Source organism: Chitinasiproducens palmae (assembly GCF_900095735.1).
Lineage (GTDB): Bacteria > Pseudomonadota > Gammaproteobacteria > Burkholderiales > Burkholderiaceae > Chitinasiproducens > Chitinasiproducens palmae.
On record NZ_FNLO01000010.1, the window covers coordinates 159,931 to 181,553 of the forward strand.

The 21,623-nt window shown below is 66.3% G+C and carries 14 protein-coding genes; 8 read left to right on the top strand and 6 right to left on the bottom strand.

The window, feature by feature from the left end; all coding sequences use genetic code 11:
• Positions 1 to 2: 2 nt before the first annotated feature.
• Positions 3 to 1,502 (bottom strand): AMP nucleosidase, encoded by a 1,500-nt coding sequence (locus tag BLU54_RS16530; RefSeq protein ID WP_091910799.1) that lies wholly within the window; start codon positions 1,500 to 1,502, stop codon positions 3 to 5.
• A 192-nt stretch (positions 1,503 to 1,694) separates the two neighbouring features.
• Between BLU54_RS16530 and BLU54_RS16535 the strand changes: the two genes are divergently transcribed.
• From BLU54_RS16535 to BLU54_RS16545, 3 genes are all read left to right on the top strand, one after another.
• Positions 1,695 to 2,132, top strand: a complete 438-nt coding sequence (locus BLU54_RS16535) for a hypothetical protein (RefSeq protein ID WP_235837996.1) — start codon at positions 1,695 to 1,697, stop codon at positions 2,130 to 2,132.
• A gap of 88 nt (positions 2,133 to 2,220) precedes the next feature.
• Positions 2,221 to 3,198, top strand: coding sequence for a homoserine kinase (locus BLU54_RS16540; RefSeq protein ID WP_091910801.1), 978 nt, complete (start codon positions 2,221 to 2,223; stop codon positions 3,196 to 3,198).
• Positions 3,199 to 3,250: 52 nt separating this feature from the next.
• On the top strand, positions 3,251 to 4,042 hold the full coding sequence (locus BLU54_RS16545; protein WP_091910803.1) for a BPSS1780 family membrane protein: 792 nt from the start codon (positions 3,251 to 3,253) through the stop codon (positions 4,040 to 4,042).
• A 201-nt stretch (positions 4,043 to 4,243) separates the two neighbouring features.
• Here the strand turns inward: BLU54_RS16545 and BLU54_RS16550 are convergent, their stop codons facing one another.
• The gene (locus BLU54_RS16550) at positions 4,244 to 6,547 is read right to left on the bottom strand and encodes a UvrD-helicase domain-containing protein (protein ID WP_091910977.1); all 2,304 of its coding nucleotides are present in this window, start codon (positions 6,545 to 6,547) and stop codon (positions 4,244 to 4,246) included.
• Between the two features lie 588 nt (positions 6,548 to 7,135).
• Here BLU54_RS16550 and BLU54_RS16560 point away from each other — a divergent pair.
• Both BLU54_RS16560 and galU read left to right on the top strand, forming a co-directional pair.
• Positions 7,136 to 10,027, top strand: a complete 2,892-nt coding sequence (locus BLU54_RS16560) for a valine--tRNA ligase (RefSeq protein WP_091910807.1) — start codon at positions 7,136 to 7,138, stop codon at positions 10,025 to 10,027.
• A gap of 96 nt (positions 10,028 to 10,123) precedes the next feature.
• Entirely contained in the window at positions 10,124 to 11,005 is an 882-nt protein-coding gene (gene galU, locus BLU54_RS16565; RefSeq protein ID WP_091910809.1) for a UTP--glucose-1-phosphate uridylyltransferase GalU, read from the top strand.
• Positions 11,006 to 11,155: 150 nt separating this feature from the next.
• Here the strand turns inward: galU and BLU54_RS23435 are convergent, their stop codons facing one another.
• Positions 11,156 to 11,977, bottom strand: coding sequence for an AraC family transcriptional regulator (locus BLU54_RS23435; RefSeq protein WP_139169731.1), 822 nt, complete (start codon positions 11,975 to 11,977; stop codon positions 11,156 to 11,158).
• Positions 11,978 to 12,168: 191 nt separating this feature from the next.
• On the opposite strand from BLU54_RS23435, the gene BLU54_RS16580 reads away from it, so the two are divergent.
• The 3 genes from BLU54_RS16580 to BLU54_RS16585 all read left to right on the top strand — a co-directional run bounded on the left by BLU54_RS16580 (position 12,169) and on the right by BLU54_RS16585 (position 17,096).
• On the top strand, positions 12,169 to 14,445 hold the full coding sequence (locus BLU54_RS16580) for a TonB-dependent siderophore receptor (RefSeq protein ID WP_211435369.1): 2,277 nt from the start codon (positions 12,169 to 12,171) through the stop codon (positions 14,443 to 14,445).
• A 173-nt stretch (positions 14,446 to 14,618) separates the two neighbouring features.
• Positions 14,619 to 14,816 (top strand): hypothetical protein, encoded by a 198-nt coding sequence (locus BLU54_RS23440; RefSeq protein ID WP_235837997.1) that lies wholly within the window; start codon positions 14,619 to 14,621, stop codon positions 14,814 to 14,816.
• 42 nt (positions 14,817 to 14,858) lie between these two features.
• A complete protein-coding gene (locus BLU54_RS16585) occupies positions 14,859 to 17,096 on the top strand; it encodes a phosphocholine-specific phospholipase C (RefSeq protein WP_091910814.1) in 2,238 nt (745 codons plus the stop codon).
• A gap of 233 nt (positions 17,097 to 17,329) precedes the next feature.
• Here the strand turns inward: BLU54_RS16585 and BLU54_RS16590 are convergent, their stop codons facing one another.
• The 3 genes from BLU54_RS16590 to alaS all read right to left on the bottom strand — a co-directional run bounded on the left by BLU54_RS16590 (position 17,330) and on the right by alaS (position 21,513).
• A complete protein-coding gene (locus tag BLU54_RS16590) occupies positions 17,330 to 17,557 on the bottom strand; it encodes a sulfurtransferase TusA family protein (protein WP_091910981.1) in 228 nt (75 codons plus the stop codon).
• A 190-nt stretch (positions 17,558 to 17,747) separates the two neighbouring features.
• Positions 17,748 to 18,782, bottom strand: coding sequence for a threonine aldolase family protein (locus BLU54_RS16595; protein ID WP_091910816.1), 1,035 nt, complete (start codon positions 18,780 to 18,782; stop codon positions 17,748 to 17,750).
• 85 nt (positions 18,783 to 18,867) lie between these two features.
• Entirely contained in the window at positions 18,868 to 21,513 is a 2,646-nt protein-coding gene (alaS, locus tag BLU54_RS16600) for an alanine--tRNA ligase (RefSeq protein ID WP_091910818.1), read from the bottom strand.
• Positions 21,514 to 21,623 lie beyond the last annotated feature (110 nt).

A 21,623-nucleotide genomic window follows, 5' to 3' on the forward strand; every position in this document is an offset into this window, starting at 1 on the left:
GGTCACTGGAACGCCACCTCGGCGAAGCTGCGCAGCTTGCGGCTGTGCAGCTTCTCAAGACCGTCGCGGCGCAACAGCTCCATCGCGCGCACGCCGATCTGCAGGTGCTGTTCGACCTGCCTGCGGTAGAAACTGTCGGCCATGCCGGGCAGTTTCAGTTCGCCGTGCAAGGGCTTGTCGGACACACACAGCAATGTGCCGTAAGGCACCCGGAAACGGAATCCGTTCGCGGCGATCGTCGCACTTTCCATGTCGAGCGCGACCGCGCGGCTTTGCGACAGACGCTGCACCGGCTCGCGGTGGTCGCGCAACTCCCAGTTGCGGTTGTCGACCGTGGCGACGGTGCCCGTGCGCATGATGCGTTTCAGTTCGACGCCTTCCAGGCGCGTGATCTGCGCGACGGCCTGCTCCAGCGCCACCTGCACCTCGGCCAGCGCCGGCACCGGCACCCAGAGCGGCAGGTCGGCGTCCAGCACGTGGTCCTCGCGCACATAGCCGTGCGCCAGCACATAGTCCCCCAGCCGCTGCGTGTTGCGCAGGCCGGCGCAATGCCCGAGCATCAGCCACGCGTGCGGCCGCAGGACGGCGATGTGATCGGTGATCGTCTTCGCGTTCGACGGGCCGACCCCGATGTTGACCATCGTGATCCCGGAACCGTCGGCGCGCTTCAGATGGTAGGCCGGCATCTGTGGCAGGCGCGGCGGCGCCGCGCCCTCGCCCACGCGCTCGCCGAGATTGGCGTTGTGCGTGACCCGATCGCCCGGTTCGACGAACGCGACGTACTGCGCGCGGTAGGCCCGTTCTTCCGGATCGTCGGTGGCGGTCATCAGCCGCTGCCCGAGCGCGACGAATTCGTCGATGTAGAACTGGTAGTTCGTGTACAGCACGTAGTTCTGGAAATGCTGCGGCGAAGTCGCGGTGTAGTGGCGCAAGCGGTGCAGCGAAAAGTCGACCCGCGCCGCGGTGAACAGCGCCAGCGGCCGGCTCTCGCCCGGCGCCGGTTCCCACGTGCCGTTGACGATGCGGTCATCCAGCGTGGCCAGATCGGGCGTATCAAAGATGTCGCGCATCGCGCGCAGGCGCGCCTGATCGAGTTCGCCTTCGAGATGGATGCCTTCGGCAAACGCAAAATGGATCGGCACCGGCTGCTCGGATTCACCGACCTCGATGCGCGTCGGCGGGTGGTTGCGCTTGATCAGCCGCAATTGCTCGCGGTAATAGTCACCGAACAGATCCGGCCGCGTCACTGTCGTCTCGAAGGTGCCCGCGCCCGCGACAAAGCCGTAGGACAGGCGCGAGTCGACGTGGAAGCTCGAATCGGTGGTGATCCTGATATACGGATAGCAGGCGCGGATGCCGGTGCGCGGCGGCTCGCCGGCCCGGAAACGCGCGAAGGCCTCGCGCAGCGTCGCCGTGTTGGCTTCGTAGATTTCGGCGACCCGCGCGACTGCCTCGACCGGATCGTCGTAGAACTTTGCCGCCTCGCTGCTCGTCTTGCTCATTGTTTCCCCACTTCGTTATATCCGTGCGCCGCCGGCGCTCACCGCCGGCTGGATCGGCGTCGTGCCACATTCTAAGCCTGGCCCGATGACGCGGGATCCGCGGCGTTTCGCACACCCTGCGCGTTCACGGCTATCGAATGTGCCGACGCGTGACGCCATTTGGTAGAATCGGCCCACCTCCGGAGAACTACCATGAAATTGACGATGGCCGCCGCCCTGCTGACCGGCACCCTGTTCGCCAGCACTGCCGCCATCGCCCAGGCGGTCGGTGCCGGTACCGTGCCTGCCGCGCCTGCCGTACCAAGCGCGCCGCAGAATGCCGCGGCATCGGAACGCGCCGCCAACGAGGCGGCCGGCCTGCCGGACCTCGATCAGGTCAATCGCCGCGACGCGGGCGGCAAGAGCGGTGTCGAGCTCAACGTGCAACGTCAGCCGAGCTTCTACACGCGCAGTGCCGGCGGCACGGCCGTCACCGAATACCGGGATCGGGGCAAGGCCACCGAGATCGACGTGCAATCGGGTTTCGGGACGCGCTATCAAATGTCGGCGCCCAGCGATATCTCGCCGCGTGTGCAGAACAGCGGCCCGACCAGCAACAACCGCCTGCCGTCGGTACGACTCAGCTACTGACGCCGCCAGGCGCAGACCCGGGCGATAGCCGCCCGGCCTGCGCACCCGTTCCCGTTCCGCCCTTAACCGCGCCCGCGCCGCTCCCTGCATGGCCGTTTTCACCGCCATCGGCGACGCTGAACTGCGTCGCTGGCTCGCCGACTATTCGCTCGGCGACGTTCTGTCGTTCGAAGGCATCGCCTCCGGCATCGAGAACAGCAACTTCTTCCTGACGACCACGGCGGGAGCCTACGTCCTCACCATTTTCGAGAAGCTTGCCGCACACGAACTGCCGTACTACCTGGAACTGATGCGGCATCTGGCGTCGCACCGCGTGCCGGTGCCCGACCCGATACCACGTCGCGACGGCGCGCTGTTCGGCCTGTTGGCAGGCAAGCCCGCGTCGATCGTCACGCGCTTGGCCGGCCGCGCACAGCTCGCGCCCGACGCGCGGCACTGCACCGAGGTCGGCACCATGCTCGCGCGCGCCCATCTCGCCGGACGGGACTTCGCGCTGGCGCAGCCGAACCTGCGCAGTCTCGACTGGTGGCTGTCCGTCGCGCCGGCCTTGCACACGCACCTCTCGCCCGCCGAGCGCAGGCTGCTCGATGCCGAACTCGCGACACAGCAGGCGTTCTTCGCCAGCGCCGACTATGCGCGCCTGCCGGGCGGACCATGTCATTGCGATCTGTTCCGAGACAATGCGTTGTTCGTCGAGGACGATCATGCCCCGCCGCGGCTCGGCGGCTTCTTCGACTACTATTTCGCCGGCAACGACAAATGGCTGTTTGACCTCGCGGTGACGGCCAACGACTGGTGCATCGATCTGGCGAACGGCGCACTCGATGCGGTGCGCCTCGACGCGCTGCTGCGCGCCTACCAGGCGGTGCGGCCCGCCACCACCGACGAGGCACGGCACTGGCCAACGATGTTGCGCGCCGCCGCGCTGCGCTTCTGGGTCTCGCGCCTGTACGATTTCCATCGGCCGCGCGCCGCGGCGTTGCTGACCCCGCACGACCCGGGTCATTTCGAGCGCATCCTGCGCGAACGCATCGCGCATCCGCCAACGCGGCCGCTGACTGCGTGATCTGGCCCGCCCGCTCTCCCTCCCTGCTCATGCCGAACAGAAACACGACGCCATGCATCTGAAACAGGTTCCCGCGAAGGAAGGCTATCAGTGGTTTCGTCAGGGCCTGACGATCTTCCGGCGCAATCCGGCCGGCATGCTGCTGACCTTCTTCTCCTATCTGCTGGTGGTCGGCCTGCTGTCGGCGATGCCGCTCGTCGGACACTTGCTCACGATGCTGCTGGTGCCGGCCGTGTCCGTCGGCTTCATGGCGGCGTGCCGCGACGTGCTGCTTGGCAAGCGGATCGGACCGTTGACGCTGCTTTCCGGCCTGCGCGAGCACGGCGCACTGGCGCGCCGCCGCTTGCTGTGGATGGGTCTGGTCTATCTGGTCTGCTCGACCGTCGTGCTGGCCGTCGCGGCCGCGATCAACAGCGACATCCTTGCCGACGTCCTGCCGGTCGATGCGCCGACGGGCAAGGAGGGCGAACTGCCGTCGATGTGGCCGATCGTGCTGTTCATGCTGCTGATGATCCCGGTCGGCATGCTGTTCTGGTTCGCGCCGGTGCTCAGCGCCTGGCACGACACCGGTGTGCGGCAGGCAATCTATATCAGCTGGCTGGCGGTGTGGCGCAACAGGGCGGCGTTCGTGGTCTACGGCCTGCTGTGGCTCGCGCTGATGCTGGTCGTGTCGTTGGCGGTCGCGATCCTGTTCCGGCTGCTGGGCGGCGCGACGCTGCCGACGCTGCTGATGATCCCGTTTTCGCTGGTGCTGACCACGATGCTGTTCTGCTCGTTCTATGCGACCTACCTGGGCTGCTTCGAAGGCCCGGAGATGGACGGCTTTCCGAACGTGCCGGCCTGACTCGCCGCGGCGTCGTCCGCCCCCCGAGCCTGGACTCCCGAGCCCGAAGTCCCGAAGCACGAAAGCACCTGGGCGGCCGTTCCGCCTGCCCCGACCGGCACGCCTCGAATGCCGCCGCCCCTCGCGCCGGCCACCGCCGCGACGCTGACCGCAGCGGCGTCGCGGCCGATCACGGCGGCCCGTCCGCCGCCACCTGGTCGGTCAATCGACGATCTGCAGCTTGGCCACGGCCAGCGACAGCCATTTCGCGCCGTGACGCTGGAACGACACGTGAGCACGCGCATCGGTGCCGCTGCCTTCCAGGCCAATGATCGTGCCTTCGCCGAACTTGTTGTGGAACACGGTCTGACCGGTGCGGTATCCCGTATCCGCGGCCCGCTGCTTGTCGGCCAGCGCGGTCTCGATATGGCTCGGCGGCGCGAACCAGTCCCGGCCCCAGCCCGCGTTGTCCCGTGCGCCGCCCCAACGGGCGCCGGCCTCGATGCGGGGCGTGAGCCACTTCAGCGTGTCGGCGGGCAGTTCGTCGAAGAAACGTGACCGTACGTTGTAGCGGGTCTGGCCGTGCAGCATCCGGCTCTGCGCGAACGACAGGTACAAGCGCTCGCGCGCGCGCGTGATCGCCACGTACATCAGGCGCCGCTCCTCCTCCAGGCCATCGATCTCGACCGCGCTGTTCTCGTGCGGGAACAGCCCTTCCTCCAGCCCGCTGATGAAAACCGCCATGAACTCGAGGCCCTTGGCGGCGTGTACCGTCATCAGCTGCACCGCGTCCTGTCCGGCTTGCGCCTGATTGTCGCCCGCCTCCAGCGACGCATGCGACAGAAAGCCGGCGAGCGGCGTCATCTGACGCACGAGCGGGGCACCCGCATCGATCACCTCGACTGCATCGCTGTCGTCGGTCAGCGCCGGCGCTGCGCTCGCGCCCGGCGCCATCGGCAGCGAGCGCGCCGGCACGTCCCGCCCATAGCCTTCCTCGGCGGCGAAGGCGGCTGCCGCGTTCACCAATTCCTGCAAGTTTTCGAGCCGTTCCTGGCCTTCCCGTTCCTGTTCGTAGTACGTGTTCAGTCCGCTTGCCGCGAGCAGGTGCTCGACCGTCTCCGGCAGGTTCAACGGCGCCGTTTCCGCGCGCACCTGTTCGATCAGCCGCATGAAGCTGGCCACCGCGGCGCCGGCCTTGCCGGTGAGCAGCGGTGCGGCCGCGGCCAGCGAACACTGGTGCAGCCGCGCCGTGTCGCTGAGCAGTTCCAGCGAGCGCGCACCGATGCCGCGCGTCGGGAAGTTGACCACGCGCAGGAAGGCCGTGTCGTCGTCCGGATTGTCGATCAGCCTGAGGTACGCGAGCGCGTGCTTGACCTCCTGCCGCTCGAAGAAGCGCAGGCCGCCATAGACCTTGTACGGCACGCCGGCCGCGACCAGCGCATGTTCGACGACGCGCGACTGGGCATTGCTGCGGTAGAGGATCGCGATCTCGCTGCGCGACATTCCCTGGTCCAGCAGCGCCCGGATCTCGTCGACGATCCAGTTGGCTTCCTGCTGGTCGGTGGCGGCCTCGTAGACGCGCACCGGTTCGCCGGCGCCGGCATCGGTGCGGAGATCCTTGCCCAGCCGGCGCGAATTGCGGGATATCAGGTGATTGGCGGTGTCGAGGATATTGCCGTGGGAGCGGTAGTTCTGCTCCAGCTTGATCCGGTGCCGTACCGCGAATTCGCGCTCGAAGTCGAGCATGTTGCCGACGTTGGCGCCGCGAAACGCATAGATGCTTTGGTCGTCGTCGCCCACCGCGAAGATCGCGCTGTGCTCGCCGGCCAACAGCTTCAGCCATGCATACTGCAGGCGGTTCGTGTCCTGGAACTCGTCGACCAGGATGTGCGAGAAACGCTGCTGGTAGTGCGCGCGCAGCGCGCGGTTCGAGTCGAGCAGCTCGTAGGAGCGCAGCAGCAGCTCGGCGAAGTCCACCACGCCCTCGCGTTCGCACTGGCTCTCGTACATCGCGTACAACTCGACGAAACGGCGGTTGAACGCATCGTTCGCATCGACCCGCGACGCGCGCAGGCCCTCTTCCTTCGCACCGTTGATGAAGTACTGAAGGTTCTTCGGCGGATACTTCTCGTCGTCGATATTGTTCGCCTTCAGCAGGCGTTTGATCGCCGAGAGCTGGTCCGCACTGTCCAGAATCTGGAACGCGCTGGGCAGGCCGGCGTCGCGATGATGGGCGCGCAGCAGCCGGTTGCACAGGCCGTGGAAGGTGCCGATCCACATGCCGCGCGTATTGATCGGCAGCATCGCGCCGAGCCGCGTCATCATCTCGCGGGCCGCCTTGTTCGTGAAGGTGACCGCCAGGATACCGGACGGGCTGACGCGGCCGCCCTCGATCAGCCAGGCAATGCGGGTGGTCAACACACGCGTCTTGCCGCTGCCGGCGCCGGCGACGATCAGCGCCGATTCATCGGGCAAGGTCACCGCGGCGTATTGTTCGGGATTCAGGTTGGCAAGCAGGTCAGGCATCGCAAAGGCATATAAGGGCACGGGGGCGTGCGAGGCGGACATGACGCGTTCGCCGGTTCCGAGGCCGACCGCTGGCCAGCCGGACCACCGCACCGCGCGTGGCACCGGCGAAGCGCGCGGCAGGCCAACATCGTCGAAGGACGCGCCACACGCAGCGATCGCGGCACCGGCGCGGGGTAGGCGCACAAACGGTGCAAAAACGGCGCAAAAACGGTACGGCGTCGGCGCGGGCTCGCGCACACAGCACGACAGCGCTCAACGGCGCACACGGCGGCGCACACGGCGGCGCGCACCACGGCAAGCACCACAGCGGCGCCGGAACGGCACAGCGCAACCGCAGCACATCGCGCGCCGATCCTGGCGGTACCGGGCCGATCGCGACGCAGCGGCGCTCGGCAACGTCGCTCATTATAGGCGCGTCCGCCCGCTGACCGGTGCGGCGCGCCGCTGCACGGTGGCCGCGCCGCGCCGTCAAGCCTTGCCGGCGCGCGGCGGGCGCGGCGGTTTGGCGCCGGATCGGCGCTTTTGCGACAGGACGAAACGTATAATCGGAGGTTTCCGGTTTTATCGCGGCATTTCCAAGAAACTATGAGCGACAGCGACTCCAACCTGGCCAAGAGCTTCGACCCGCAGACCATCGAAGCGCACTGGGGACCCGAATGGGAGCGGCGCGGCCTGGCCCGCCCTACCCTCGATCCGACGCGGGACGATTTCTCCATCCAGTTGCCGCCGCCGAACGTCACGGGCACGCTGCACATGGGCCATGCGTTCAACCAGACGATCATGGACGCGCTGACCCGCTACCACCGCATGCGCGGCGACAACACGCTGTGGGTGCCGGGCACCGACCACGCGGGCATCGCCACCCAGATCGTGGTCGAACGTCAGTTGGACGCTGCCGGGGAATCGCGCCACGATCTTGGCCGCGACGCGTTCGTGCAGCGCGTGTGGCAGTGGAAGGAGCAGTCCGGCTCGACGATCACCGGACAGATCCGCCGGCTGGGCAGTTCGATCGATTGGTCGCGTGAATATTTCACGATGGACGAGAAGATGTCGCGCGCGGTCGCCGAGGTCTTCGTGCGTCTGTACGAGCAGGGACTGATCTATCGCGGCAAGCGCCTGGTGAACTGGGATCCGAAACTGCTGACCGCCGTCTCGGATATCGAGGTGGTGTCCGAGGAAGAGGACGGCTACCTGTGGCACATCAGCTACCCGCTGGTGAATGGCGAGGGCACGCTGACGGTGGCCACGACGCGTCCGGAAACCATGCTCGGCGACGTCGCCGTGATGGTGCATCCGGAGGACGAGCGCTACGCGCACCTGATCGGACAGCATGTGATCCTGCCGCTCTGCGATCGCGAGATTCCGATCATCGCGGACACCTACGTCGACCGCGAATTCGGCACCGGTGTGGTGAAGGTCACGCCGGCCCATGACTTCAACGACTACCAGGTCGGCCAGCGCCATGGCCTGGCGCAGATCGAAATCCTGACGCTCGACGCGCGGATCAACGACAACGCACCGGCCTGCTACCGCGGCCTGGACCGCTACGAAGCGCGCAAGCGCATCGTGGCCGACCTGGAAGCGGCTGGACGCCTGGAAGCGACGAAGGCGCACCGCCTGATGGTGCCGCGCGGCGACCGCACCGGCGTCGCGATCGAACCGATGCTCACCGACCAGTGGTTCGTCGCGATGAGCAAGCCGGCGCCGGCCGGCACGCTGAACCCCGGCCGCTCGATCGCCGAGGTCGCGCTCGATGCGGTGCGCAGCGGCGAGATCACGTTCATCCCGGAAAACTGGAGCACGACGTATTACCAGTGGCTCGAGAACATCCAGGACTGGTGCATTTCGCGGCAACTGTGGTGGGGTCACCAGATCCCGGCCTGGTATGACGCCGAAGGCCGTGTCTATGTGGCGCGCAGCGAGGCCGATGCGCAAGTGCAGGCGCGCGCGGCCGGCTTCGACGGACCGCTGCGTCGCGACGAGGACGTACTCGACACCTGGTTCTCGTCCGCGCTGGTGCCGTTCTCGTCGCTGGGCTGGCCCGAGCAGACGCCGGAACTGAAGCACTTCCTGCCGTCGTCGGTGCTCGTCACCGGTTTCGACATCATCTTCTTCTGGGTGGCGCGCATGGTCATGATGACCACGCATTTCACCGGCCAGGTGCCGTTTCGCCAGGTCTACATGCACGGTCTGGTCCGCGACGCGGAGGGCCAGAAGATGTCGAAGTCGAAGGGCAATACGCTCGACCCGATCGACATCATCGACGGCATCGACGTCGAACGCCTGGTGGCAAAGCGCACGACCGGCCTGATGAACCCGAAGCAGGCCGCGTCGATCGAAAAGAAGACACGCAAGGAGTATCCGCAAGGCATCACCGCGACCGGCACCGACGCGCTGCGCTTTACCTTCGCGTCGATGGCCACGCTGGGACGCAATGTCAATTTCGATCTGGCCCGCTGCGAGGGCTATCGCAATTTTTGCAACAAGCTGTGGAACGCGACGCGCTTCGTGCTGATGAACTGCGAAGGCCACGATTGCGGCGTCGGCGCATGCGTCGGCGATTGCGGTCCGGAAGGCACGCTGCACTTTTCGTCGGCCGATCGCTGGATCACCTCGCTGCTGCAACACGTCGAAGCCGAGGTCGAGAAAGGCTTTACTGAATTCCGGCTCGACAACATCGCGAGCACCTTGTATCGCTTCGTCTGGGACGAGTACTGCGACTGGTATGTCGAGTTGGCCAAGGTGCAGTTGCAGACCGGCAGCGCCGCGCAGCAGCGTGCCACCCGCCGCACGCTGCTGCGCGTGCTGGAAACCATTCTGCGGCTGGCGCATCCGATCATCCCGTTCATCACGGAAGCGCTCTGGCAGAAGGTTGCGCCGCTTGCCGGGCGCTATCCCGATCACGCGGATAACGCGGACAAGGCGGATAACGCGGACAACGCGCCGGCGTCGCTGATGACGCAGACCTACCCGCGCAGCGTGCCGGAAAAGATCGATCCGGCTGCTGAAGCGTGGGTGGCCGAACTGAAGTCGGTCATCGATGCATGTCGTAATCTGCGCGGCGAGATGAGCCTGCCGCCGTCGCAACGCCTGCCGCTGCTGGCCAGCGGCGACACCGCGCGGCTGCAAGAATTCGCGCCCTACGTGCGTGCGCTTGCCCGTCTGTCGGAAGTGGCGATCCTCGACGACGAGGCCGCGCTGGACGCGCGCGCCTCTGGCGCGCCGCTGGCGGTGGTCAGCCGGTTCAAACTCGCGCTCGAAGTCGAGATCGACGTCGCCGCCGAGCGCGAACGGCTGGGGCGCGAAATCAAGCGGCTCGAAGGCGAAATCGCGAAGGCGCGGGGCAAACTGGGCAACGCGTCGTTCGTCGAGCGCGCGCCGGCGGCAGTCGTCGAACAAGAGCAGAAAAGATTGTCAGAATATGAGACCATCTTTGAGAAGCTGATCGCTCAGATGGACCGCCTCAAGGCAGCCTGAGGCCCTCCGCGATGAGGCAGCGGTCCGCGTTCGTGACGCGGACCGCACTGCCGTACTAGAACAACACTCAGCATCCAACCGATCGAGGTTCTCGCCATGCTAAAAGTAACAAAAGCCGTCTTCCCTGTAGCGGGACTCGGTACCCGGTTCCTGCCGGCGACGAAGGCCAGCCCCAAAGAGATGCTGCCGGTGGTGGACAAGCCCTTGATCCAATATGCCGTCGAGGAAGCGATCGCCGCGGGAATTACCGAGATGATCTTCGTGACCGGCCGCAGCAAGCGGGCGATCGAGGACCATTTCGACAAGTCGTACGAGATCGAAGCGGAACTCGAGGCGCGCGGCAAGGAAAAGCTGCTTGACCTGGTGCGCAAGATCAAGCCGGCCAATGTCGATTGCTTCTATGTGCGGCAACCGGAGGCCCTCGGCCTGGGCCACGCGGTGCTGTGCGCGGAAAAGCTGGTGGGCGACAATCCGTTCGCGGTGATCCTGGCGGACGACCTGCTGTACGGCAAGCCGCCGGTGCTGACGCAGATGGTCGAGGTGTTCGATCACTACCACAGCTCCGTCATCGGCGTTGAGGACATCCCGCGCGACGAGACTGCGTCCTACGGCATCGTCGATGGCAAGGAGTGGGAAGACAACATCATCAAGCTGTCGGGCATCGTCGAGAAACCGAAGCCCGACGTGGCACCTTCCACGCTGGGCGTGGTCGGCCGCTACGTGTTGAAGCCGCGCATTTTCCAGCATATCCGCAACCTGAAGACCGGCGCGGGCGGCGAATACCAGCTCACCGACGCGATTCAGGCTCTGCTCGCCGACGAGCAAGTGCTCGCCTACAAGTACCATGGCACGCGCTTCGACTGCGGCAGCAAGATCGGCTATCTGAAGGCAACGGTGGAATTCGCGCTGCGTCACCCGGAAGTGAAGGACGAGTTCGACGAGTACCTGCGTACCCGTTCGCCGATCCTCGAAGAGTGAACGGCGCGCCGGGACACTGCGCCCAGCGTGTCCCGGCTCCATGCGCTTTCCCAGGCGGCACCCGCTCGGGTCGCCGCCCTGTCGTGTGCCCCACCGACGCGTGCTTCACCGACCCGTTCTTCACCGACGCGTTCTTCACCGACGCGTTCGTCAGCCGACGTCCTGCCGCCTCAAGTAGCGCTGCGGGGTCTCGCCGAGTGTCTTTCTGAACATCGAGATGAAGGCGCTGGAACTTTGGTATCCCAGCTCCGCGGCGATCGTCGCGACCGGCATGCCCAATGCCAGTCGGGCAATCGCCTCCGTCAAGCGCAGCTGCTGACGCCACTGGCCGAAACTCAGGCCCGTCTCCTCCCGAAAAAGCCGGGCCAGCGTGCGCGCACTGGCACCGACGCGCTCGCTCCAACGCTCGATCGTGTCATTGTTGTCTGGCGCGGCGAGCATCTGCTGGCAAATCGCGCGCAAGCGCCGGTCGCTCGGCAGTGACAGCGTGCCACTGGAGATCGGCACGGCCCTGGCCAGTTCGAGCCTGAACAAGGCCAGCATCAAATCGAAGCGCTGGCTCGCATCGCAGTCCGCCCCGTCGGTCAACGCAACGAGCAATGCGTCGAGCAATGCATCGACGCGTAACGCCCGGCAACTGCGCCATCCGCCGTTCTGGAACGTGGCGTCGCTGTGCACATAAGCGGTCCGCACCGTCACTTCGCCGATCGCGTGCAACTCGTGCAGCGCGGCAGCAGGCAACCAGATGCCCTGAAACGGCGCGAGCGTCCAGATGCCGTCCACCGTCAGCACGCGCAGCACGCCGCGCGTGACGTAGATCAGTTGTCCTTCGTCGTGCGCGTGCCACAGTTCGCGAAAACCGCTCTCGTATTCCCACTGCCGACCGACTACCGGTACGTCGGCATCGGTGCGAATCGGCGCGTAGCGGTCACGCCACAATGGACGCTCTTGCTCTATTTCAATCTGTTCCATCGCAAACCGGCAACAAATCGTCCCGTTCGAGCAATTTGATGGCAGTACGTCTCGTTCCCGTCAGCAGTATGCTCGCTCAACATTTCGCGCGGCCGCATGCCGGCCTTTTTTGGAAATGCTTCTCATTATATTGCGACGGTGAGCGACGCGATCGAATGTCGCCGCCGAGGTCACGGGAACAGAAATCAACCATGCGAAAAATCGGGGCGCGGGAAGCACGGGGCGGCGCTTCGCCTGCGCGAGCAAAGGCCAAACTGGCAAAACACGTCGGCCGCAAGCCACGCGCAACGCCGACACACTGCGGCAACCCTCCCCCGCTCGGCGCCCGGGCGTCGCGGTATGTCGTGCTTGCAGCCGGCCTGCTGGCCGGCACGGCAGCGGCCCAACCTTCGAGCGGGACCGTCGATGACAGCCTCAGTGCGCTGCCGGCGGTGACCGTCAGCGGCCGCAGCGATCCCGCCACGTCCGTGGGGCCGGGCATCGGCTACACCGCCGCGCGCAGCGCGACCGGCAGCAAGACCGACACGCCGCTCGCGGAGATTCCGCAGGCGATCTCGGTGGTCACTGCGGAGCAGATGCGCGACCAGGAAGTTCAGTCGATCGGACAGGCGCTGCGCTACACACCAGGCGTGATCGGCGAGCAGTTCGGCGGACTGAACACGACAATCGACTACTTCGTGGTGCGCGGCTTTCCAAACCAGTTTCCGTTCATCGACGGGCTGGCAACCGAAACCTTCTTCACGTTGCTGGCGCCCGCGGTCGACCCGTATGCACTCGAACGCATCGATGTCCTGCATGGGCCCGCATCGGTGCTGTACGGCCAGACGGTACCGGGCGGCATGGTCAACCTGGTAACGAAGCGTCCGACGCGCGAGGCGCTACACGAAATCTCCGTGGAGTCCGGCAGCTACGGCAACGTCGGTGGCCGCCTCGACCTGAGCGGTCCGGTCACGCAGGATGCCCGCCTGCTGTACCGGTTCACCGCCGCGCTCGGCAGCAGCGGTTCGCAGCAGGATTATTATCAGGACAAGCGTGTCTACGTGGCGCCATCGCTGACCTGGCAGCCCTCGGCCGACACCACGTTCACGCTGCTGTCGCACTTCAGCTACCGTCGCAGCGGTTACCCGAGCGCCGATCTTCCGGCCGATGGCACGCTCTATCCGACTGCGCGCGGCCGCATCGGCACTGGCCTGTTCGACGGCGAGCCGGAGCACAATACGGTCCGTCGTGCCGAAAGCGCGATCGGCTACGAATTCGAACACCGCTTCAGCGACACGGTCACGGTCCGGCAACGCGCCCGCTACACCCATGTGGCACTGAATGAGGACGTAGTGGGGAACGCGGGTCTACAGGACGACTTCGAGACCATCGACCGGTACGGCTTCGCCGCCAAGGCGAGTGCCGACATCTTTGCGATCGACAACCAGGCGCAGTTCAAATTCGATACCGGGCCGCTGCGCCACACGGTTCTGCTTGGGCTGGACTACCTGCGCTCGATCGATCGTTGGGCGGAAAACGATGCGCTCTCCGTGCCATCGCTCAATCTCTATCGGCCATCGTACGGCGGCGCGATCGAATACGGCGGGGTCGACTACAGCGTCACCCACCATTTGAACCAGACCGGCCTGTATGCGCAGGATCAACTGCGCTTGGGCAAATGGGTCGCCACCTTCGGCGTCAGACAGGACTGGGCCAGAACCGACGAGTACGACCGCCTCGCCAATGTCACGACCCAGGAAAATACAGCCCGACGCCTGACCTGGCGCGCGGGGCTGGTGTACCTGTTCGACAACGGCTTCGCGCCCTACCTCAGCTACGCGACGTCGTTCCAGCCCGGCTTGGGCAGCACCTACAACGGCGCCGCACTCAAGCCGACTACCGGGCAGAGCGTGGAGGCCGGCATCAAATATCAACCGCCTGGCCAGAGCAGTTTTGCGATGCTGTCCCTCTACGACACGCTGCAAAAAAACGTGACAGAGCCGGACTACCTGCACCCGGACGGAAGCTTCGTGGTGCAGACCGGTGCGCAGCGGGTCAAGGGCGTCGAGCTGTCGGGCGTGCTGGACCTGGGCACCGGCCTGAAGGCGACCGCATCGTACAGCTATATGGACGGCACGATCACCGCAAGCGATCAGGGCTTCGCCGGCAATCGCGCGGTCAACGTCCCGCGCAACACCGTCAGCGCCTGGCTGGACAAGACGTTGTCGCAAGGGTTGTTCGCCGGCTTCGGCGTCGGCGCCGGGGTCCGCTACATCGGACGGCAATACGGCGACAGCGCGAATACCGTACGGATGCCGTCGGTCACGCTGGTCGACGCTGCGCTGCATCTCGACCTGGATCGTCACTGGCGCTTCTCGGTCAACGCGGCCAATCTGTTCGATCGCGTCTACGTCAACTGCCAAGCGGCCAACTATTGTGCGTATGGCCTGCGCCGCAACGTGATCGGACGCGCCACCTACGTCTGGTAAGCGGTCTGCATGGCGCCACTGCGAGCAGCGGTGTCGTGCCGCCGAAGGTCGAGGCGCCGGAAGCGCCCCCTCGCGATTCTTTCATTTGCTTGTCACTTCCGCTGTTTAGCCTTGCCGCAGCGCGCATCCGGGACACCGGCGCGGCGCGCTTCCCATCACGCAAGGCTATCCCCATGTCCAAACCGCTACCTCTGCTGAGCCGCCTGGCCATGCTCGCCGGGCCGCTCGCGCTGGCGAGCCTGCTGACCGCTTGCGGCGGCGACCACACGTCATCGCCGACCGCGCCCGGCACGGGCACCACGCCTGGCACGACACCAGGAAACGAGCAGCCGGGCAGTGCGCCGGCACCGCAGATGCGCTGCGCCCCCTGACCTGACGCCGCCGCTCACGCCGCCACCGGACAAGCAAAAACAATGACCTCTCGTCGCCAATTCCTGCAATCCGCCACCGGCGCCGGCCTCGCCGCCGCCGCGCTGGCCGCTTTCCCGCTGAGCATCCGCAAGGCGCTCGCGATCCCCGCGAACAACGCAACCGGTACGATCAAGGACGTCGAACACGTCGTGATCCTGATGCAGGAAAACCGGTCGTTCGACCATTACTTCGGCACGCTGAAGGGCGTACGCGGCTTCGGTGACCGCTTCCCGATACCGATGCCCAACGGCCGCAAGGTGTGGCAGCAGGAGCGCAGCAACGGCGCGCTGCTCACGCCCTACCATCTGGACGGAACCGCCAACAACGCGCAGCGCAGCAGCGGCACGCCGCACTCGTGGGTCGACAGTCAGCAGGCCTGGGACCACGGCCGCATCGCTCAGTGGCCGCGCTACAAGACCGACACGTCGATGGGCTACTTCAAGGAGCAGGAAATCCCGTTCCAGTTCGCGTTGGCCAACGCGTTCACCCTCTGCGACGCCTATCACTGCGCGATGCATACCGGCACCGATGCGAATCGCACGGTTCACCTGACCGGCACCAACGGACCGACCGCGCAGAACGTCGCGTATGTGAACAACGAATGGGACTGGATCAGCGGCACGCCCGGCTCGGACGCGGTCGGATACTCGTGGAAGACCTACGCGGAGCGGCTCGAGGATGCCGGTATCGACTGGATCTGCTACCAGAACATGCCGGACGAATGGGGCGACAACATGTTGGGCGCGTTCCGCCAGTTCCGTGCCGCCAACCTCGCATCCGGTTTCCCGGTTTCCAGCGGCGGCGAGCCGAATTCGCCGTATGCGGACACTGGACAGGCGCTGCCCTACCACGCGTACGACCGCAGCACCGACAACGCGCGTCAGCCGCTGTACAAGGGCGTCGCCAACACGCTGCCCGGCACCACGCCCGACACCTATCTCGATGCTTTCCGGCGCGACATCCGCGAGGGCAAGCTGCCGCAGGTGAGCTGGCTGAACGCCCCGTCGATCTATTGCGAACACCCGGGCCCGTCCAGTCCGGTGCAAGGCGCCTGGTTCATCCAGGAAGTCCTCGACGCGCTCACCGCCGTACCGGAGGTATGGAGCAAGACGGTTCTGCTGGTCAACTTCGACGAGAACGATGGCTACTTCGACCATGTCCCCTCGCCGTCCGCGCCGTCGCGCAATGCGGACCTGAGCCTGGCGGGCAGGAGCACCCTGTCCGAGACGGACATGGCGGCGGAGTACTTCACGCAGCCGCCGCCCGACGGCAGCACCAGCCAGCCGGCGCCGGACGGCCGCGTGTTCGGGCCCGGGCCGCGCGTGCCGTTGTTCGTGATCTCGCCGTGGAGCCGCGGCGGCTGGGTCGATTCGCAGGTCTTCGACCATACGTCGGTGCTGCGCTTCCTCGAAGCCCGCTTCGGCGTGCAGGAGCCGCACATCAGCCCGTACCGCAGGGCGATCTGCGGCGACCTCACCAGCGCCTTCAATTTCGCGACGCCGAACGACGAGGTGCTGCCCAAGCTTGCCGGGCGACTCTCGCGAGCCGCCGCGGACCAACTGCGCGCGCGTCAGGAAGCGCTGCCGGCAATGCCGCTGCCCAGCGACGTGCAGCTGCCGATCCAGGCGAGCGGTACGCGTCCTTCGCGCGCGCTGCCGTACGAACTGCACACCAGCGCGCGTTGCGACGCCAGCGGCACGGTCAAGCTGCTGTTCGCGAACACCGGCAAGCAGGCCGCGGTGTTCCATGTGTACGATCGCCATCATCTCGATCGGCTGCCGCGACGCTACGTCGTCGAGGCCGACAAGACGCTCGACGACACCTGGAACGCCGCTGCCGATTCGCTCGGGCGCTACGATCTGTGGGTGCTCGGCCCGAACGGCTATCACCGTCACTTCGTCGGCGACACCGCGCGGCTGGCCGACACGCACGTGCAAGCGGAAATCCGTGTCTGCTATGACATTGCGAACGGGAATGTGTACGCGGATCTGATCAACAGCGGCACGGCCGAATGCACGTTCACGGTGGCCGCGCCGGTATATCGGGACGACGGTCCGTGGACCGTGACCGTGCCGGCGGGCGGCGAGCAGTCGCTGCATTGGGAACTGGCCGACAGTGGCCGCTGGTACGACTTCGAAGTGAAGTGCAGCCACGACGCCACGTTCCTGCGGCGCTTCGCAGGACGCGTCGAAACCGGCGAGCACTCGGTCAGCGATCCGGCAATGGCCACCGACGCCTGAGCGACATTGAGCGGCGCGCGACCCAGGCACGGGTTGCGCGCCTGGCGGCCGACCTTGGTTTCGATGCCGGCTTTGCCGTTGGCGTCGACCCCGCAGCGGACCGCGATGTCGACCGCAATGTTGACCGCAACGTCACGGTGGCGCCCCGGCCGGGGGCGCCGGGCGCGCCGTCGATGCCATGCGCCCGGCAGGCGGCGCGTGCCAAGGCGACGCGCCGCCTGCCGGGCTTGCGGCTAGCGCCGCCGCATCAGGAACACGAACACCTTGTCCTCGACAGAGGACTCGACAATCTGATTGCCCGTCTGTTTCGCGAACGCAGCGAAATCGCGCTGCGAACCGGGGTCCGTGGCGAGCACACGCAGCACCTGACCGCTGTCCATGTCCGCAAGCGCCTTCTTCGCGCGCAGGATCGGCAGCGGACAGTTCAGGCCGCGTGCGTCGACTTCCTTGCTAACCTCGATCATCGTCTTTCTGCTGGCTGTAATTGTCTGGATCCATCGCTCACGGTCACGACGCGCAACACGCGTCGGCGGGCAGTGCAAGCCGTGCGTGCGCAGGCCCCGCGCCGAAACACCGGCGAGAGAGCGGCAACAACGCAGTGGCGGCAACGCACTGACGGCAAGGCAGCGGCCGCTTCGCGCGCGACGCGCGTCAGGCCGCCTGGCAAAACGTGCGCAGCTCGGCGGCAAAGCGTTCGACCGTCTCGGCCTCAGTATCCCACGCGCACATCAGACGCGCGCCGCCCGCACCGATGAAGTCGTAGAAGCGCCACCCCGACGCACGCAGCGCATCGGCCGCCTGCGGCGGAAATTCGGCGAAAACCGCATTCGCCTCGGTCGGGAAAACGATACGCACGCCCGGGATCGTGCGCAGCCGGTCGGCGAGCAGACGCGCCATCGCATTCGAATGACGCGCGTTGCGCAGCCAGACGTCGTTGTCGAGCAGCCCGAGCCACGGCGCTGAGATGAAGCGCATCTTCGACGCCAACTGGCCGGCTTGCTTGACCCGGTACTGGAATTCGGTGGCCAATGCCCTGTCGAAAAACACCACCGCTTCACCGACCGCCAGACCGTTCTTCGTGCCGCCGAAGCACAGCACGTCGACGCCGGCGCGCCATGTGATATCGGCCGGGTGCACGGCGAGACTCGCCACCGCGTTCGCGAACCGGGCACCGTCCATGTGCACTTTCAGGCCGTGCCGCTTCGCGACCTCGGCGATCGCGCCGACCTCGCCGGGCCGGTACACGGTGCCCACCTCGGTCGCCTGCGTGAGGGTGACCACACGAGGGCGCGGGTGATGCATGTCGCTGCGCCGGGTGATCGTGCGCTCGACCGCGTCGGGCGTCAGCTTGCCGTTGTCGCCCTTCACCGTCAGCAGCTTGGAGCCATTCGAGAAGAATTCCGGCCCGCCGCATTCGTCGGTCTCCACGTGTGCAAGCTCGTGGCAGATCACCGAGTGATACGACTGGCACAGCGAAGCGAGCGCCAACGAATTGGCTGCGGTGCCGTTGAAGACAAAGAACACTTCGCAGTCGTGCTCGAACAGAGCGCGGATGCGGTCGCATACACGTGCCGTCCATCGGTCATCGCCGTAGGCCTGCTCGTGGCCGCTGCCGTTGCATTGGACCATGTAGTCCAGCGCTTCCGGGCAGATGCCGGCGTAGTTGTCTGAGGCAAAGTGCTGCATCGTCCGCCTTTCTTCGGTGCAGGCCGCGCCGCGGCCCGTTGATCAGAGCGAGCGTGATTCGAGCGGCGCCGCGCGCCGCCCGCGCTCAGCGCAACCGTTCGCCGACCCAGCCCGGCACGTCGGTCAACGCAGCGGCCAGCCCGCTTGCATCGGTACCGCCGGCCTGCGCCATGTCGGCTCGGCCGCCGCCCTTGCCGCCGACGCGCTGCGCGACGAAGTTCACCAGCTCGCCCGCTTTCACCGTGCCGTTATCCGGCGCGGTGACGCCGGCGACGAGGCTGACCTTGTCGTTGCTGACTGTCGCCAGCACGATGGCCGCGCGGCCGAGCTTGTCCTTCAGGCGGTCGACCATTTCCCGCAGCGACTTCGGATCCACGCCGTCGACCGAGGCAGCCAGCACCTTGAGGCCGCCAACGTCGACCGCACCGGCAAGCAGTTCGTCGCCGCGGCTCGCCGCCGCCTTCGACTGCAGTTGCGCGAGGGATTTTTCGAGCGTGCGAAGCTGTTCCTGCAACTGCGCGATACGCGGCGCGATTTCGGTCGGCTGAACCTTCAGTGCCGCCGCCGCCTGCCCGAGTCGGCTGTCGAGTTCCTGCACGTAGCGCACCGCGTTGTCGCCGGTGATCGCTTCCACCCGGCGAATGCCGGCCGCCACGCCGCTTTCCGCGACGATCTTGAACAGGCCGATGTCGCCGGTGCGGGACACGTGCGTGCCGCCGCACAGTTCGCGCGAGGAGCCCAGGTCGAGCACGCGCACGGTGTCGGCGTACTTCTCCCCGAACAGCGCCATCGCCCCGCTCTTCACCGCGTCGTCGAAGTCCATCGTGCGGATCTGGGCCGGCGAATTGGCAAGCACCTCGGCGTTGACCAGCGCTTCGACGCGCGTGATTTCGTCCGCGCTCAGCGGACCGTGGTGCGCAAAGTCGAAACGGGTGCGCTCCGGATCGACCAGCGATCCTTTCTGCTGCACGTGTGTGCCGAGCACGTCGCGCAAGGCCTTGTGCATCAGGTGCGTTGCCGAGTGGTTGCGCGCGGTGCGGGCCCGGCGCATCGCGTCGACCTCCGCCTTCACCACATCGCCCACGCGCAGCGTGCCCTGCTCGACCCGGCCATGGTGGCCGACCACGTCGGCCATTACCTTGAGCGTGTCGCGGACCGCGAAGCGCACGCCGTCGGCCGCGATCACGCCCTGGTCGCCGGCCTGGCCGCCCGACTCCGCGTAGAACGGGGTGCGGTCGAGCACCACGACCGCGTCCTGGCCGGCTTGCACCTGCTGGGCGGCCGTGCCGTCGACATATAGCGCCACGACCGAAACGTCGTCGGCGACGATCGCTTCGTAACCGGTGAATGCGGTCTTGTCGCCGCGATATTCGAGACCCTGCGCCATCTTGAACTTGCCGGCGGCGCGCGCCTGGTCGCGTTGCCGCGCCATGGCGGCATCGAAGGCCACTTCGTCGACGCTCAGGCCGCGCTCGCGGCACACGTCGGCAGTGAGATCGAGCGGGAAGCCGTAGGTGTCATGCAGCTTGAACGCCACATCGCCAGCGAGCTGCCGCGGCGCATCCGGCTGCGCCGTGCTCGCCGTCTCGATGTCCGCGATGGCGTTTTCGAGGATCGACATGCCGTGCTCGATCGTTTCGAAGAAACGGGTTTCCTCCTGGCGCAGGATGTCGGTCACGCGGGCGCGCGCATCGGCGAGTTCCGGATAAGCGCCGCCCATTTCCTCGACCAGGTCGTCGACCAGACGATGGAAGAATGGCTGCTTGCGGCCCAGCTTGTAGCCGTGACGGATCGCACGACGCACGATGCGGCGCAGCACGTAGCCGCGTCCCTCGTTGCCCGGGATCACGCCATCGACGATCAGGAACGAGCACGCCCGGATGTGGTCGGCAATGACCTTCAGCGAGTTGTTGCCGAGATCGTCGATGCCGGTCTCGCGCGCCGCCGCGCGAATCAGCCGCTGGAACAGGTCGATCTCGTAGTTGCTGTGCACATGCTGCAGCACCGCGGCGATGCGCTCCAGTCCCATGCCGGTATCGACGCAGGGCTTCGGCAGCGGCGTCAGCGTGCCGGTCGCGTCGCGGTTGAACTGCATGAACACGAGATTCCAGATCTCGATGTAGCGGTCGCCGTCTTCTTCCGGGGATCCCGGCGGCCCGCCCCACACGTCCGGGCCATGATCGTAGAACACTTCCGAGCAAGGACCGCACGGACCCGTATCGCCCATCTGCCAGAAATTGTCCGATGCGTAGCGCGCGCCCTTGTTGTCGCCGATGCGGATGATCCGCTCGGTCGGCACGCCGATTTCCTTGGCCCACAGGTCGTAGGCTTCGTCATCCTCGTGGTAGACCGTCACCCACAGCTTGTCGGCCGGCAGCCGGTAGACCTCGGTCAGCAGTGTCCACGCATAGCGGATCGCGTCACGCTTGAAATAGTCGCCGAACGAGAAGTTGCCGAGCATCTCGAAGAACGTATGGTGGCGCGCCGTGTAGCCGACGTTCTCCAGGTCGTTGTGCTTGCCGCCCGCGCGGACGCTGCGCTGGGCGCTGGTCGCACGGCTATAGGGACGCTTGTCGACGCCGAGGAACACGTCCTTGAACTGCACCATCCCGGAGTTGGTGAACAGCAAGGTCGGGTCGTTGTTCGGCACGAGGCTGGACGATCGGACGATCGTGTGCCCCTGCGAAGCAAAGAACTGCAGGAATTTATCGCGAATCTCGGCGGCTTTCATGGCGTTCGGTCGGCTGGGGGGAGCCCTGGCAATGCACCGGCGAATGCCGGCAAACGCTCGATTATAAGAGATGGCGGTGCCGCCGGGTCGGCGGGCCATGCCAGGCTGCC

What these genes read in the sequence shown, in the direction of transcription:
- BLU54_RS16530 (WP_091910799.1), bottom strand. Translation starts at nt 1,502, where the DNA reads ATGAGCAAGACGAGCAGCGAGGCGGCAAAGTTCTACGACGATCCGGTC.
- BLU54_RS16535 (WP_235837996.1), top strand. Translation starts at nt 1,695, where the DNA reads ATGAAATTGACGATGGCCGCCGCCCTGCTGACCGGCACCCTGTTCGCC.
- BLU54_RS16540 (WP_091910801.1), top strand. Translation starts at nt 2,221, where the DNA reads ATGGCCGTTTTCACCGCCATCGGCGACGCTGAACTGCGTCGCTGGCTC.
- BLU54_RS16545 (WP_091910803.1), top strand. Translation starts at nt 3,251, where the DNA reads ATGCATCTGAAACAGGTTCCCGCGAAGGAAGGCTATCAGTGGTTTCGT.
- BLU54_RS16550 (WP_091910977.1), bottom strand. Translation starts at nt 6,547, where the DNA reads ATGCCTGACCTGCTTGCCAACCTGAATCCCGAACAATACGCCGCGGTG.
- BLU54_RS16560 (WP_091910807.1), top strand. Translation starts at nt 7,136, where the DNA reads ATGAGCGACAGCGACTCCAACCTGGCCAAGAGCTTCGACCCGCAGACC.
- galU (WP_091910809.1), top strand. Translation starts at nt 10,124, where the DNA reads ATGCTAAAAGTAACAAAAGCCGTCTTCCCTGTAGCGGGACTCGGTACC.
- BLU54_RS23435 (WP_139169731.1), bottom strand. Translation starts at nt 11,977, where the DNA reads ATGGAACAGATTGAAATAGAGCAAGAGCGTCCATTGTGGCGTGACCGC.
- BLU54_RS16580 (WP_211435369.1), top strand. Translation starts at nt 12,169, where the DNA reads ATGCGAAAAATCGGGGCGCGGGAAGCACGGGGCGGCGCTTCGCCTGCG.
- BLU54_RS23440 (WP_235837997.1), top strand. Translation starts at nt 14,619, where the DNA reads ATGTCCAAACCGCTACCTCTGCTGAGCCGCCTGGCCATGCTCGCCGGG.
- BLU54_RS16585 (WP_091910814.1), top strand. Translation starts at nt 14,859, where the DNA reads ATGACCTCTCGTCGCCAATTCCTGCAATCCGCCACCGGCGCCGGCCTC.
- BLU54_RS16595 (WP_091910816.1), bottom strand. Translation starts at nt 18,782, where the DNA reads ATGCAGCACTTTGCCTCAGACAACTACGCCGGCATCTGCCCGGAAGCG.
- alaS (WP_091910818.1), bottom strand. Translation starts at nt 21,513, where the DNA reads ATGAAAGCCGCCGAGATTCGCGATAAATTCCTGCAGTTCTTTGCTTCG.